At 72.6% G+C, this 13,673-nt stretch carries 13 protein-coding genes; 5 read left to right on the forward strand and 8 right to left on the reverse strand.

The genetic code is table 11. The features are described from left to right. Window positions 1-403 precede the first annotated feature (403 nt). Window positions 404-1,930: a S8 family serine peptidase gene (locus ABZV42_RS10720; protein WP_355985599.1), complete on the forward strand. Its 1,527-nt coding sequence runs from the start codon at window positions 404-406 to the stop codon at window positions 1,928-1,930. 113 nt (window positions 1,931-2,043) lie between these two features. Then, a complete protein-coding gene (locus tag ABZV42_RS10725) occupies window positions 2,044-3,678 on the forward strand; it encodes a CoA transferase (RefSeq protein ID WP_356051644.1) in 1,635 nt (544 codons plus the stop codon). Between the two features lie 60 nt (window positions 3,679-3,738). On the opposite strand, the gene ABZV42_RS10730 is transcribed toward ABZV42_RS10725, so the two are convergent. The 8 genes from ABZV42_RS10730 to ABZV42_RS10765 form a co-directional block, all read right to left on the reverse strand. Further along, window positions 3,739-4,782, reverse strand: a complete 1,044-nt coding sequence (locus tag ABZV42_RS10730; RefSeq protein WP_355985601.1) for a zinc-dependent alcohol dehydrogenase family protein — start codon at window positions 4,780-4,782, stop codon at window positions 3,739-3,741. Window positions 4,783-4,821: 39 nt separating this feature from the next. Further along, window positions 4,822-5,493 (reverse strand): lysoplasmalogenase, encoded by a 672-nt coding sequence (locus ABZV42_RS10735; protein WP_355985602.1) that lies wholly within the window; start codon window positions 5,491-5,493, stop codon window positions 4,822-4,824. Then, a complete protein-coding gene (locus ABZV42_RS10740; protein ID WP_355985603.1) occupies window positions 5,490-6,416 on the reverse strand; it encodes a sterol desaturase family protein in 927 nt (308 codons plus the stop codon). Before ABZV42_RS10740 ends, ABZV42_RS10735 begins: the two co-directional genes overlap by 4 nt. A gap of 123 nt (window positions 6,417-6,539) precedes the next feature. Beyond that, on the reverse strand, window positions 6,540-7,199 hold the full coding sequence (locus tag ABZV42_RS10745) for a VIT family protein (protein WP_355985716.1): 660 nt from the start codon (window positions 7,197-7,199) through the stop codon (window positions 6,540-6,542). 136 nt (window positions 7,200-7,335) lie between these two features. Further along, on the reverse strand, window positions 7,336-8,577 hold the full coding sequence (locus ABZV42_RS10750; RefSeq protein WP_355985604.1) for an amidohydrolase family protein: 1,242 nt from the start codon (window positions 8,575-8,577) through the stop codon (window positions 7,336-7,338). Then, entirely contained in the window at window positions 8,574-9,857 is a 1,284-nt protein-coding gene (locus ABZV42_RS10755) for an amidohydrolase family protein (protein ID WP_356051647.1), read from the reverse strand. The genes ABZV42_RS10750 and ABZV42_RS10755 overlap by 4 nt, the downstream gene beginning before the upstream one ends. 9 nt (window positions 9,858-9,866) lie before the next feature. After that, window positions 9,867-10,751 (reverse strand): SDR family NAD(P)-dependent oxidoreductase, encoded by an 885-nt coding sequence (locus ABZV42_RS10760; RefSeq protein WP_355985606.1) that lies wholly within the window; start codon window positions 10,749-10,751, stop codon window positions 9,867-9,869. Further along, entirely contained in the window at window positions 10,751-11,548 is a 798-nt protein-coding gene (locus ABZV42_RS10765) for an acetoacetate decarboxylase family protein (protein WP_356051649.1), read from the reverse strand. Before ABZV42_RS10765 ends, ABZV42_RS10760 begins: the two co-directional genes overlap by 1 nt. A gap of 173 nt (window positions 11,549-11,721) precedes the next feature. Between ABZV42_RS10765 and ABZV42_RS10770 the strand changes: the two genes are divergently transcribed. The 3 genes from ABZV42_RS10770 (at window position 11,722) to ABZV42_RS10780 (ending at window position 13,595) form a co-directional block, all read left to right on the forward strand. Then, entirely contained in the window at window positions 11,722-12,150 is a 429-nt protein-coding gene (locus ABZV42_RS10770; protein ID WP_356051650.1) for a hypothetical protein, read from the forward strand. Window positions 12,151-12,284: 134 nt separating this feature from the next. Beyond that, complete coding sequence (locus ABZV42_RS10775) at window positions 12,285-13,283, forward strand: DEDDh family exonuclease (protein ID WP_356051652.1); 999 nt, start codon at window positions 12,285-12,287, stop codon at window positions 13,281-13,283. Window positions 13,284-13,361: 78 nt separating this feature from the next. Further along, on the forward strand, window positions 13,362-13,595 hold the full coding sequence (locus tag ABZV42_RS10780; protein ID WP_355985614.1) for a hypothetical protein: 234 nt from the start codon (window positions 13,362-13,364) through the stop codon (window positions 13,593-13,595). Window positions 13,596-13,673: the final 78 nt, after the last annotated feature.

Here is a 13,673-nt window from a genome sequence, read left to right on the forward strand (position 1 = left end):
CTCCTCGCGTTGCTGGTGCGGTTGCGACGGTGGACGGGAGCGGGTCGGGGCCCGCGGACGGGGACGGTTCGGGTACGGGCATGGGACTTCGGCCTCACATCGACGTGCGTCACGTGACGGAATGCGATCGATTGCATCCGTTCCGTGATTCGAACTGGGGGCTCGATCGTCCACGGGCTCCCTGCCCCAGGTCACGGCGCCACGCGTGGACCGGTTCAACCCGGCCTGCTTCTTTCGCAAGTCGCCGTCGCGAGTCCCGGGCTTCTTTCGGAAGTCGTCGCCGCAAGTCATTGCTGGCCCGGTCGGCGGCGGGATAGCTTCGGCCTGCACCATTCCGTCATGTACCTGCCCGAGCACCATCCGTGTTCGGGCAGCTCCGTTTTCCGGATGATGTGGAGATCCCATGGCTCATCTGCGTTCCAGACACCGTCTCGCGCTCGCCGTGCCGGTCGTTCTCTCGCTCACCGCCTCGCTCGGCTTCCTGCCGGGCGCCGCGTCGGCCACACCTCTCGCCGCGCCCGCCGCGACGAGCGCGGACGGGCCGAACCTCTCGTACGTGGTCAACACGACGACGGACCACCGGACGATCGCGTCGGTGAAGAAGGCGATCGCGTCGGCCGGCGGCAGTGTCGTGATCGCGTACGAGCAGATCGGCGTGATCGTCGTCCACTCGGCGAACCCGGACTTCGGCCGGCAGATCCGGACGGTACGCGGGGTGCAGTCGGCCGGTGCCACCCGCACCTCGCCGCTGAAGGCCGCGGGCACGACGGACGAGGGCGCGGTGCAGGTGCTGTCCGCGGCCGAGGCCGCCAAGGTCGCGAAGACCGCCGACGCGGGCCAGGAGCCTCTCGAGGCCGACCAGTGGGATCTGCGCGCGATAGGCGCCGACAAGGCGGCCGCGATCAACCCCGGCAGCAAGAAGGTGACCGTCGCGGTGATCGACGTCGGCGTCGACGACACGCACCCCGACATCGCGCCGAACTTCTCCGCCTCGCAGTCCGCGAACTGTGTGGGCGGCAAGCCCGACACGACGTACGGCTCCTGGCGTCCGGTGGACGCCGACCACTACCACGGCACGCACGTCGCGGGCGAGATCGCGGCGGCCCGCAACGGAATCGGCGTCGCGGGGGTCGCCCCCGGTGTGAAGGTCTCGGGCATCACGGTGGCCGAGCCCGACTCCACGCAGCTGTTCTACCCGGAGAGCGTCGTGTGCGCCTTCGTGTTCGCCGCCGACCACGGCGTCGAGATCACCAACAACAGCTACTACGTGGACCCGTGGCTGTACAACTGCCTCGACGACCCGGACCAGAAGGCCATCGTCGACGCCGTCAACCGCGCCCAGCTGTACGCCCAGCGGAAGGGCACGCTGAACGTCGCCGCGGCGGGCAACTCCAACGACGACCTCGACTCGAACGCGCTGACCGACGCGTCCAGCCCCGACGACTCGACCGCCACCACCCGGACCGTCGACCCGCACAAGTGCTTCGACATCCCGACCCAGTTGCCCGGTGTCGTCACGGTCGCCTCGACCGGCGTCAAGGGCGGCAAGTCCTACTTCTCCAGCTACGGCGACGGCGTCATCGACGTCGCGGCACCCGGCGGCGACCGCTACCAGATCCCGGACACGCCCTCGCAGAACGGCCGCATCCTCTCCACGCTGCCGAACAACACGTACGGCTTCCTCCAGGGCACCTCGATGGCGACACCGCACGTCGCGGGCGTCGCCGCGCTGCTGAAGTCCAAGTACCCCTGGGCGACGCCCGCTCAGCTCCAGCTCTTCCTCAAGGCCCAGGCCGACAACCCGGGTTGCCCGACGGCGCCCTACGACGGGAACGGCGACGGCGTCGTCGACGCGACCTGCGCGGGCGGCAAGCACGTGAACGGCTTCTACGGATTCGGCATCGTCAACGCCTTGCGGGCGGTCAAGTAACACTCACCGCAGTCCTGTTGGCTCGTGGCCCCGGCCGTCCTGTGCGACGGCCGGGGCCACGCCGCCGCGGGCCGCCTCGTATGTTGATCGCGTCCACGCTGCATAGTGCCGGTATGACGCATGCACCGATGGCCGCTGTGTGGGACGAGCTGGGGGGAGACCCGGCGCTGCTTCCCGGGGTTTCGACCGTGGCGCGGGCGGGCGCGCTGGAAGCCGCCCTGCCCGTACGGGAGCTGGCGCGCGCCTGCGTGGGCGCCTGCGCCCTGGCCGCCGCCGAGCTGGGGGCCCGGCGGGCCGGGCTCGCGCGCTCGCCGCGGGTGAGCGTGGACGACGGTGCCGTCGCCACGGCCTTCGTCAGCGAACGGCATCTGCGGATCGACGGGCGCGCGCCGGTCGGCTTCGCTCCGCTGTCGCGGTTCTGGCGGACGGCGGACGGCTGGGTGCGGACGCACGCGAACTATCCGCATCACCGGTCCAGGCTGCTGGACGCGCTGGGGGCGGCGGACGACGCGAGCGCCGAGGACGTGGCCTCCCTGCTCGCCGGGCGGTCCGCGCGGGAGGTCGAGGAGACCGTGTACAGCGCAGGCGGGCTCGCCGTGGCGCTGCGCACACCGCAGGAGTGGGCGGCGCACGAGCAGGGGCTCGCCCTGGCGCGGCGGCCGCTGATCGAGTGGGACGGGCCGGCCGGAGGGTCCGGTGCGCGCCCTCGTGTCCTCTCCCCGCTGCCCGCCGGCGCTCCGCTGCTGCCCGCCGCCGGGGTACGCGTCCTGGATCTGACCCGGGTCATCGCGGGCCCGGTGGCCACCCGCACGCTCGCCCTGCTGGGCGCCGACGTGCTGCGGGTGGACGGGCCGCTGCTGCCCGAGGACCCGGACGCGCACGCAGACACGGGCTTCGGCAAACGGTCGACCGTGCTGGACCTGACGGCCGACCGGCGCGCCTTCGACGAACTGCTGGCGTCTGCCGACGTGGTCGTCACTGGCTACCGGCCCGGCGCACTGGACCGGTTCGGGCTCTCCCCCGAGGCGCTGGCCGAGCGTGATCCGGGCCTCGTGGTGGCCCAGGTGTCGGCGTGGGGGACGTACGGGCCCTGGGGCGGGCGGCGGGGCTTCGACAGCCTGGTGCAGGTGGCCACCGGGATCGCCGTGACGGAGGGATCGCCCGGGCGGCCGGGCGCCCTGCCGGCACAGGCGCTCGACCACGGCACCGGGTATCTGCTGGCGGCGGCCGTCCTGCGGGCACTGACCGAGCGGGCGGAGTCGGGCCGAGGCCGCGTCGTACGGCTGGCGCTGGCGCGCACGGCTATGTGGCTGACGACCGGTATCGAGCGACAGAAGGCACCCGACGCGACGTCGTATCTCTCGAAGGGCGGACCCGGCGCGACGCCGGACCCCTCGAAGGCTGAACCCGGCGCGGCGCCGACCACCTCACCCCGTACGGCGCCGGATCCCTCGGCGGGCCGACCTGGCGGCGCGCCGACCCCCTCCGCGGGGCAACCCGGTGGCGCACCGGACCTCTCGGCGAGGCAACCCGGCAGCGTGCCGACCCCATCGGCGGGCCAACCTGGTGGCGTACCTGACCCCTCGGCGGGGGAACCGTACGACCGCGCCGACGCCTGGCTTTCCGAGCGGGCCGGCCCTCTCGGCCGCCTCGGCCACGCCCTGCCCCCGGTCTCCTTCGCGGGCGGCCCCACCGACTGGTCCCGCCCGCCTGGCCGCTGGGGAACGGACCCCGCGCGGTGGGCCTGAGAGGCCGAGGCGCCCGGCGGCCCGGGGATCCTCTCCCCGTGCCGCCGGGCGGAGTTCGTGTCAGCCGGTGACCAGGACCTTCAGGGCGGTTCGCTCGTCCATCGCCTTGTAGCCCTCGGGCACGCCCTCCAGGCCGACGGTCATGTCGAAGACCGGCGACGGGTCGATGGTGCCGTCGAGGACGTCGGGCAGCAGCTCGGGGATGTACGAACGCACCGGGGCGACCCCGCCGCGCAGGGCGATGTTCCGGTCGAACATGACGCCGAGGTCGAGGCCCGTACCGCTGCCGTGGGGCACGCCCACGAAGCCGATGGCACCGCCGTCTCGGGTGATGTTCACCGCCGTGCTCATGGACTGCTCGGTGCCGACCGCCTCGACGACGCAGTGCGCGCCCTGGCCGCCGGTCAGCTCGCGGACGGCCTCGACGGCCGCTTCGCCGCGCTCGGCGACGACGTCCGTGGCGCCGAAGCGGAGCGCGATGTCGGTGCGGACCTGGTGGCGGCCGAGCGCGATGATCCGCTCGGCGCCGAGCCGCTTGGCCGCGAGAACGGCACACAGGCCGACGGCCCCGTCGCCCACGACGGCGACGGTCGAGCCCTTGCGGACGCCGGCGCCGAGGGCCGCGTGGTGGCCGGTGCCGAGGACGTCGGAAAGGGTCAGCAGCGCCGACAGCAGGTGGTCGTCGGAGGCCGCCTCCTTGGGCAGCTGTACGAGGGTGCCGTCGGCGAAGGGGACGCGGACGGCCTCGCCCTGGCCGCCGTCGTAGCCGACCGCACCCCAGAAGCCGCCGTGGCGGCAGGACGTGGTGAGCCCGTCCCGGCAGTAGTCACAGACGCCGTCGGACCACATGAAGGGCGCCACGACCAGGTCGCCGCGCCGCACGCCGGTCACCTCGGAGCCCGTCTCCTCGACGATGCCGAGGAACTCGTGCCCGATCCGCTGGCCCGGCTGCCGGGCCGCCTCGCCGCGGTACGCCCACAGGTCGCTGCCGCAGATGCAGGAGCGCAGCACACGCACGATCGCGTCGGTGGGCAGTTGCACCATGGGCTCGGGAACGTCCTCCACGCGCATGTCGAACGGAGCGTGGATGGTGGTGGCGCGCATGGCGAGGTCCCTCTCGTGGGGGGCGTGGGTGAGATGCGCTCAGGGGGTGGTTGAGCGCATCTCACCGTACGCCGCCACGGGCGCGCGTCGCGCGCCGAGGGGGCCGAGCACACCTCGGACCAGCAGAAACTGGGCCGCGATGTACGTGAGCATGATCCAGAAGGCCGCCTTCGGCAGCTGCGGCCAGTCGGCGACGCCGGTGGCGATCAGCGTGTCCGAGAGCATGAAGAGAGCGCCGCCGAGCGCCGCGACGGGCCCGAGGCGCGTGGCCCCGTACGCCATCGCGGTCAGGAGCAGGCTGTAGCCGGCGACCGGGATCCGCAGGCCGGCCGGCAGTCCGGGCCACAGCAGGACGACGAGCGCGACGAGGGCCGTGGCGTACACGAGGACGAGCCGTGCGTCCCGTACGCGTGCCGTCCGGCGGAAGAGCATGAGGTAGCACACGTGCCCGGCCGCGAAGCAGGCCATGCCGACGAGGAAGGCCGGGTCGGCGTCGGAGAGGAGCGCCAGGTCACCGCACCAGCCGAGCAGCAGGGCCGCGAGGAGCAGCCGGGGTGCGCCGCGCACACCGGCGTACGCGGCGAGCAGCGGCATCAGGAGCGCCTTGGCGATCCGGTGCGCGGGGTCGATTCCGGCGAGCAGCGAGATGAGGTCGACGGCCGCCGCCAGCGCGAAGCAGACGAGCAGGACGCGCGCTGAACGCGGGCTCACGCGACGGACTCCGTGACCGGGGTCTGCGCGACGGGCTCCGTGACGGGGCCCTGCGCGGCGGGCTCCGCGGCCGGGCTCCGCGCGCCGTCCGTCGGCGTGGGCTGCCAGCCGGGGCCGGCGAGGACCCGCCCGGCTCGTTCGCGCCAGTTCGCCGCCGCCCGCAGGTCCCGGGCGATGGCGGTGTACTCGTGGGTGGCCACGCGCAGCGGGTTGTACGTCGTGATGTTCTTGGTGAGCCCGTAGACGGGCCGTTCGGTCTCCGCGACGAACGATCCGAAGAGCCGGTCCCAGACGATGAGGATGCCGCCGAAGTTGCGGTCCAGATAGCCGCCCTGGGAGGCGTGGTGGACACGGTGGTGCGAGGGCGTGTTGAAGGCGAACTCGAACCAGCGGGGCAGCTTGTCGATGCGCTCGGTGTGGATCCAGAACTGGTAGACGAGGCTCACCGACGAACAGAAGGCGAGCGCCGCCGGGTGCACCCCGAGGGCGACCATCGGCAGGTAGAACGGCCACGACGTCCAGCCGGTCCAGGGCTGGCGCAGCGCGGTGGTGAGGTTGAACTTCCTGCTGGAGTGGTGCACGACGTGACAGGCCCACAGGAGGCGGATCACGTGGTGGCCGCGGTGGGACCAGTAGTAGAAGAAGTCCTGCGCGAGCAGCATCAGCGGGATCGTCCACCACAGGACGGGCACCCGCAGCGGCGTCAGCGAATAGACCGCCGTGTAGACCAGGACGATCGGGATCTTCCACAGGGCGTCGAAGAGCAGACTGCCCAGTCCCATGCCGAGACTCGTCGCGGCGTCCTTCGGCTCGTATCCCGCCGCGTCGTCGTCCGGATGGATCCGGACGCTCACCATCTCGATCACGGCGAGGAGGACGAAGGCGGGTATCGACAGGAGCACGACGTCGGGCAGGTTCGGCATGGGTGAACCGTAGATGCGCTGGTCGGCCGCGTACAGAGGCTGTCACCACTAAGTATTACCGGGGGTACGCGCTTGCTTCTTGGTGAACTCCGACAGGAACCGCCGCCCGTCCGGGCCGTACGGTCAGAGGCCGGCGGCTCCGAGCAGGGCTCCGGCCGCGTAGGTCACCGCCATGGCGAGCGCTCCCCCGGCCGTGTTGCGCAGCACCGCGCGCCTCGGGTCCGCCGCGCCCAGCCGTGCGCTGCTCCAGCCGGTGAGGGCGAGCGCGGCCAGGACCGAGACCACGGTGACGCCGAGCCGCCACTTCTCGGGCGGCAGCACGATGGCCAGCAGGGGCAGCAGGGCTCCGGCGGTGAAGGCGAGGAAGCTCGCCCAGGCCGCGTGCCACGGGTTGGTCAGGTCGTCGGGGTTGATGCCGAGTTCCACCGAGGCGTGGGCCCGCAGCGCGTCGCGTTCGGTGAGCTGCCCGGCCGCCTCGCGGGCCACCTCCCGGGACAGGCCGCGCTGCTCCAGGAGTTCGGTCAGCTCCTCCAGTTCGGCTTCCGGCTGCTCCTTGAGTTCCCGCTTCTCGGTGGCGAGGGCCGCCAGTTCCGAGTCCCGCTGGGTGGAGACCGAGACGTACTCGCCGGCCGCCATGGACATCGACCCGGCGAGCAGTCCCGCGATGCCCGCGGTGAACAGCGCCGTGCGCTCGCCCGTGGCGCCGGCCACGCCGACGACGAGGCCCGCGGTGGAGACGATGCCGTCGTTGGCGCCCAGGACGGCGGCCCGCAGCCAGTTCAGCCGCGAGCCGAGGGCGCCGCCGTGGGCTTCGCGGTGCGCGTCGCTCTCCTCGTCGCCGTCCGCCTCGCCGTCCGCCTCGTCGTGCGTCGGTTCCGTCACACGGGGAGGATCGCATCCCGGAGGCGGCCCGCGCCCCTCACCACACGCGCACCGAGCCTCCTCTCGCGAACACCGGGCTCGTCGCGTCGGCGGGCGGGGTCTCCAGGGGTTCGGCGATCTCGGCCACCGTGGGACCGGCCTTGGCGGCGATCCCGTCGAGGTACGCCGGGTCGAAGCCGTAGACGCGGGCCGCGTTGCCGCCGACCATGGCGGCGATCTCGTCGCGCGGCAGCCCCGCGTAGGCGAACCGCAGTCCCTCGCGGGTGTAGGGGTGCGTGCCTTCGTCGTGCGGGTAGTCGCTGCCCCACATGATCTTGTCGAGGCCGATGCGTCCGCGGAGCGGCACCTCGTGGGGGCGCATGAAACTGGCGCCGACGAAGCAGTGCTCGCGCCAGACCTCGGAGGGGCGTTCGCCCATCGTCGCGGCCAGCCCCGCGCCGAACTTCGACTCGGCCGTCGACGCCCTGCCCGCCGCCGCGACCAGCCGGCCGTGGTAGTAGTCCAGCATGTCGAGCACCCCGGGGATCCAGCCCGAGCCCTGCTCGGTCAGCACCAGCCTCAGGCCGGGGTGCCGGCGGAATGCGCCGCCGAACACCAGGTGCCACAGCGCCCGGTGCGAGAACCAGGTCGTCTCCACCATGTAGACCGCGCGGGCGGCCGGTTCGTCCCCGAGCGGCGGCGAGGCGGAGCCCGCGTGATGGTTCACCGGGACGCCCAGTTCGGCGCAGGCCGCCCAGATCGGGTCGTACGCCCGTGCGTGCAGCTCGGGCAGACCCGAGCCGGGGGGTGTGCCGGGCAGCAGCAGCCCGCCCCTCAGGCCCGCGCCCGCCGCCCGGTGGATCTCCTCGACCGCCGCGTCGACGTCGTTCAGGAGGATCTGGAAGACACCCGCGCGTCGGCCGGGCGCCGCCGCGCAGAAGTCGGCGAGCCAGCGGTTGTGGGCCCGCAGCCCCGCCCAGCGGTGTTCGAACTCCGCCGCCGTCGGGGCCGGTGCCATGAGGGAGCCTGACGGGAAGAACGGCGGGATGGTGTTCGGGAAGACCACCTCCGCGACGATGCCGTCCTCCTCCAGCTCCGCGATCCGCCGCGCGGAGTTCCAGTTCCGGTCGGCGGTGTCGGCGAGCAGGTCCTCGTACGGGTTGACGTAGCCGGCCGCCCAGGCGTCGAAGTCGTCGTGGTACCGGCGCTCCAGGTACGGCTTGTAGTCGAGGAGATCGGCGCCCGCGTGGCAGTCGGCGGAGATGACGGTGTAGCGGTCCCCGGCACCGGCGGCGGTCACGGGCTCACTCCCAGCACGGGGAAGTCGTGGTCCGTCAGCCAGTGGCGGCCCACCTCTCGCGAGCGCGCCCAGGACGCCTCGACCGCCGACTGGTCCTCGTCCTGGCCCAGTTCGGCCGGGGTCGGGCCGATCCTCCGGGCGAGCGGGGCGAGTTCGGTGACATCGAAGCCGAACACCTCGGCCGCCGCCAGACCGAGCATGCGGCGGGTCTCCGCCACCGGGATGTCGTGGAAGGTCTTCGCCAGCCACGTCCGGGTGTCGGGCCAGGTGCCCTCGGGGTGCGGGAAGTCGCTGCCCCAGAGGATGTTGTCGACGCCGATCTCGTAACGCTGGGCGAGTTCGCGGCGCTTGGTGTTGGTCGCGCAGACGAAGACCTGGCGGTCCAGGTACTCGTGCGGGGGCCGTTTCAGCTCGGCGAAGGGCGACAGCTTCTTGCCGCCGTGGGCGCCGAGGTAGAGCCGGTCCATGAACCACAGCAGGTTGGGGAGCCACCAGCAGCCCGACTCCGCGACACCGAACCGGAGTCCGGGGTGCCGCTCGAAGACCCCCGACCAGAGCAGGAACCACAGGGGACGCGCGGGCCACCAGGTGACCTCGGAGACGTAGATCCCCAGGTGGTCGCCGTACTCGTGGCGCGGGGCCGCGCCGGAATGGGTGAGCACGGGCATCGAGCACTCGGCGGCGGCCGCCCACACGGGGTCGTAGCGGCGGTCGTGGTAGGGCTCCTTGTCGACCCACATGGAGGGGATCATCAGGGCACCGAGACCGGACTCCTTGGCCCGGTACACCTCGGCGACCACCCGGTCGGTCTCGCCGGTCACCGGCAACAGGGCGACCCCGCAGTGCCGTTCGGGGTGCTCGGAGACGAAGTCGGCGAGCCAGCGGTTGTGGGCCTGCGCCCCCGCCATGCCGAGCTGCGGGTCCTGGTCGCCGGAGAGGCCGAGGCCCACGCCGAAGGGGGCCGCGGTGCGGCTGTCCACGGCGTCCGCGTCGGGGAAGACGACCTCGGCCGCCACTCCGTCGCCGTCCAGCTCCTTGAGCCGCTGCGCGGAGTCCCAACCGCCGCGCAGGCCCTCCTCGTTGTCGTGGAACCACTTGTCCGCGAAGGCCTCGTTGCGGATGCCGAGGCGGTTCATCTCCTCGCGGCGCCGGCCCTGGCCCGCGAGGAACTCGTCGAAGTCCCGGTGGAACCGGGGGTCCAGGTAGGGCCGGTACTCCTCGGTGGGAAGTCCGGCATGGCAGTCGGAGGAGATGATCAGATACGGGTCCTGTTCGGTCACCGCGCCCCCTCAGTCGAGGATGAAGCTTTCCAGGTACGACGGATCGGCCCGGTCGAGCATCGAGCGCGACCGTGCCCGGATCTGCCGGTCGCTGTGCTCGCTCTCGGGCAGCAGCCAGAAGCGGCCCTCGCGGATCCCCTCGGCGACGAGGTCGGCGACCTCCTCGACGGGGGTGAACCGCACCTCGTGGCCCGCCTCGTTCATCGCTGCCTCCCACTGGGCGAGGCTGCGGTACGGGGTCCTGCGGGGCCGCTCCTTCGCGTACCGCTCGGGCCGGTTGCGGTGCGACTCCCACAGGCCGGTGCGGAGCATGTGGGGCCCGGGGAACAGCACGGAGGCGCCCACGCGCGCGTGTTCCGCCTTCAGATGCGCGTACAGCGACTCGGTCAGCGTGACCACGGCCGCCTTGGTGACGGCGTACACGGAGGCGGTGGGCAGCGGGGCGATCCCGCCGTCGCCTGAGGAGGTGTTGACGACGTGGCCCGGCTCTCCCCCGGCGAGCATCCGGGGCACGAACGCCTGGATGCCGTGGAAGACGCCCCACACGTTGACGGCGAAGGCCCACTTCCAGTCGTTCGGGTCGTGCTCCCACATGCGGCCCTCGGCGCCGGAGCCGACACCGGCGTTGTTGCACAGGACGTGCACCGCGCCGTACGTGTCGTACGCGTCCTCGGCGAGCGCGAGGACCTCGGAGCGCTCCGAGACGTCGACCACGCGCGCGCGGACGTCGGCGCCGTCCTCGCGCAGTTGTCCGGCCGCCTTCTCCAGCGCGCCCTCCTCGACGTCGGCGAGGACCACCTTCAGGCCGTCGGCCGCGAACCGCCGGGCCATCGCGAGCCCGATGCCGCTCGCCGCGCCGGTGACGACCGCGACCTGCCCCGCGCGCAGCTCCATCACACGCTCCCCTCGGGCGGACCGTCGAGGATCTGCCGCGGATCGTCGTAGCGCTGGTGGATGTACGGCAACAGGGCCTGCGCGCTGACACGTTCGGCGACCCTGCCCCGCTGGCCGGAGGTCTTCTCGCCGAAGGTGATCTCCACCAGCCCGCGGACGGGCAGATCGGCGACCGGGTCGTACATTGACTCGCGCAGGACGACGTCCCCGGTGACGCGCTCCAGCCTGCGGACCTTCTCGTCACGCAGGCAGTGCACGAGGACCGGATCGGCGTCGAACCCCGAACCGTCCACCGCGGGAAGGAACTTGAAGTAGAAGTCGGTCTTCTGCGCGGGCTCGGGCAGCGGCAGGGATCCGCTCACCGCGCCGCGCACCTCGACGAAGGCGATGCCGTGCCGCGCGAGCACGCCCCGCACGACGAGTCCGTCGCGCTCGACGGTCACCTCGCCGAGCTTCTTGGGCTCCCCGAACACCTCACGGCCGCCGATCAGGGCCCGCTCGTGGGTCATCGGCATGACCAGCGGATACCAGCCCTCGACGTCCCCGTGTGCGGCCGCGACGGCGAACGAGCCCGCGCCCAGCGGGTATCCGGGCAGATCCACCTTGCTGATGCTCACCCGGACCAGGGGCCGTGCGGTGGGTTTCAGCGGAGGCGGCAGGACCGCCGCTACCGCGTCCGGGTCGCTCTCCCAGACGGCCACCAGACCGGTGGACCAGATGTCGGGGAGTTCGGAGCTCGCGGTGCGCGACGCGGTGATCTCCGCCTCGGTCCGCGCGCCGTACCTCACTCGTGCCATGTCCGTACCGCCCTTCGTAGGCGCTACCTGCTGGGGCGCCAGCACGCTTGCACCACACGGCCGAAAGGTCCATAGCCGTGCGCGGCCCGGACACCCGGATACGGCCCCGGACCGGGGCGGCCCGGACACCCGGACACGGCCCCGGACCGCATCCGGCGGGACGTCCGGGCCCGGTGACACGGCGACAGAGCGACTCGGCATGCACCCCGGGCACCCCGGCCACAGGACCATTCGGTGGCCCCGAGAACCGGCGGCTCGGCAGCCTCCTGCTGGACCGGCGCACGCGCGACATCGTGCGCCTGCCGCTCGCCGCGCACCTCACCACTGCGACGGACGCGCTGCGGCTGCCGCACGTCCGGTCGGGTGGCGAGGCCGACCTGATCGAGCTGCGCCGCTTCCGCTCGCTGCCCCGCCCGGCCGAGGACGCGGCGGGGTTCGGCGCCGAGGCGGTCGCGAAGAGGCGTGTGCTGCCGGCGCCGGTGCACGGCGAGGTCGACCCCGAGGGAGCGAGCGGATCCGTTCACCCGCTGCTTCCCGGACCCGTCGACGGCTGCGGTCCGGACGCCCTGACGGCCGGGGACCTGGTGACGGCGCTGGGCTGAGCGTGTCAACGCCCGGACCGCCGCGCCTGGTTGCGGCGTCCGCGCGGGGGCGGTCCGGCGGCGGGCCTTCGAGGGCGCCGGATCCGGGAAGGCGGGGGCCGGGATGTCGGTCGGGGCCCGTATCCTCATTGACCATGCTCGAAGACCTCACGACCGCAGCGTCCCCTGCCTCCTGGCCGGCCGCGTATCCGCAGGGATACGCGGTCGTCGACGTGGAGACCACAGGACTGGCCCGCGACGACCGGATAATCTCCGCGGCCGTCTACCGGCTGGACGCGCGCGGCGAGGTCGAGGACCACTGGTACACGATGGTCAATCCGGAGCGGGACCCGGGCCCGGTGTGGATCCACGGCCTGACGAGCGACATGCTCGAGGGCGCGCCGCTCTTCCGGGACGTCGCCGAGGAGTTCGCCGCCCGGCTCGACGGCCGGGTGCTCGTCGCGCACAACGCGGTCTTCGACTGGTCGATGATCGCCCGCGAGTACGCGCGCGCGGAGCGCGAGGCGCCGGTGCGCCAGCGCCTGTGCACCATCGCCCTCTCCAAGGAACTGGGCCTGCCGCTGCCCAACCACAAGCTGGAGTCGCTGGCCGCGCACTTCGGTGTCGTACAGCAGCGGGCGCACCACGCGCTGGACGACGCGCGCGTGCTGGCCGAGGCGTTCCGGCCGAGTCTGCGGGCCGCCGCGCACGGCGGGGTGCGCCTGCCGCTCCTGGAGTGCCTGCCGCTCAAGGAGTGGTCGGACAGCGCCGCGGCTCCGCGGATCGGACGGCAGTCCTCGGGCTACGGGTCCGGCGGTTACCCGTCGGGGAGTTGGCGTCCCTCCCGCAAGCGTCCCGCGTGCCCCCATCCGAACCCCGGGCGGTACGCGGCGGACAAACCTCTCAAACAGGGTATGCGGATCGCGTTCTCCGGGGACACGTCCGTCGACCGTGAACTGCTGGAGGACCGGGCGGTCGAGGCCGGGCTGCACGTCGCGACGAGCCTGTCCCGGCTCACCAGCCTGCTGGTGACCAACGACCCGGACTCCGGCACGTCGAAGGTGGTCAAGGCCCGGCAGTTCGGGACACCGGTGGTCGACGAGGCCGCGTTCGGACAGCTCCTGCGTGACGTCGAACCCGCGTCGGAAAGGTGACGGGCGTACGGGTGATTGACGGGCGACTCGCCCCGCGCCCGCTCGCCCGCGCCGCCCGGGCACCCCACCCTGTGGCGCATGGCGAGATGCGAAGTATGCGGCAATGACTACGGAATGACCTTCGAAGTGCACGCACAGGGTGCCGTGCACGTATTCGACTGCTTCTCCTGCGCCATCCACCGGATGGCCCCGATCTGCGAGCACTGTCGCGTCCAGGTCATCGGCCAGGGTGTCGAGGTCGACGGCCACTGGTACTGCGGCGCGCACTGCGCCCGCGCGGAGGGGAGGGCGGGGATCGTCGACAAGGTCTGAGTCCCGGCCCGGCCCGGACAGGGCATCGCGCGGCCCTCGGCGGGACCCTCCCGTCGGGGGCCGAATCGTGCCGAGTAC

Origin of the sequence: Streptomyces sp. NPDC005281 (assembly GCF_040607495.1) — a bacterium.
In the GTDB taxonomy this organism is placed as follows: Bacteria; Actinomycetota; Actinomycetes; order Streptomycetales; family Streptomycetaceae; genus Streptomyces.

Excerpts from the sequence above, each read along its gene's own strand:
- ABZV42_RS10720 (WP_355985599.1), top strand. The coding sequence starts at position 404 with ATGGCTCATCTGCGTTCCAGACACCGTCTCGCGCTCGCCGTGCCGGTC.
- ABZV42_RS10725 (WP_356051644.1), top strand. The coding sequence starts at position 2,044 with ATGACGCATGCACCGATGGCCGCTGTGTGGGACGAGCTGGGGGGAGAC.
- ABZV42_RS10730 (WP_355985601.1), bottom strand. The coding sequence starts at position 4,782 with ATGCGCGCCACCACCATCCACGCTCCGTTCGACATGCGCGTGGAGGAC.
- ABZV42_RS10740 (WP_355985603.1), bottom strand. The coding sequence starts at position 6,416 with ATGCCGAACCTGCCCGACGTCGTGCTCCTGTCGATACCCGCCTTCGTC.
- ABZV42_RS10760 (WP_355985606.1), bottom strand. The coding sequence starts at position 10,751 with ATGGAGCTGCGCGCGGGGCAGGTCGCGGTCGTCACCGGCGCGGCGAGC.
- ABZV42_RS10765 (WP_356051649.1), bottom strand. The coding sequence starts at position 11,548 with ATGGCACGAGTGAGGTACGGCGCGCGGACCGAGGCGGAGATCACCGCG.
- ABZV42_RS10775 (WP_356051652.1), top strand. The coding sequence starts at position 12,285 with ATGCTCGAAGACCTCACGACCGCAGCGTCCCCTGCCTCCTGGCCGGCC.
- ABZV42_RS10780 (WP_355985614.1), top strand. The coding sequence starts at position 13,362 with ATGGCGAGATGCGAAGTATGCGGCAATGACTACGGAATGACCTTCGAA.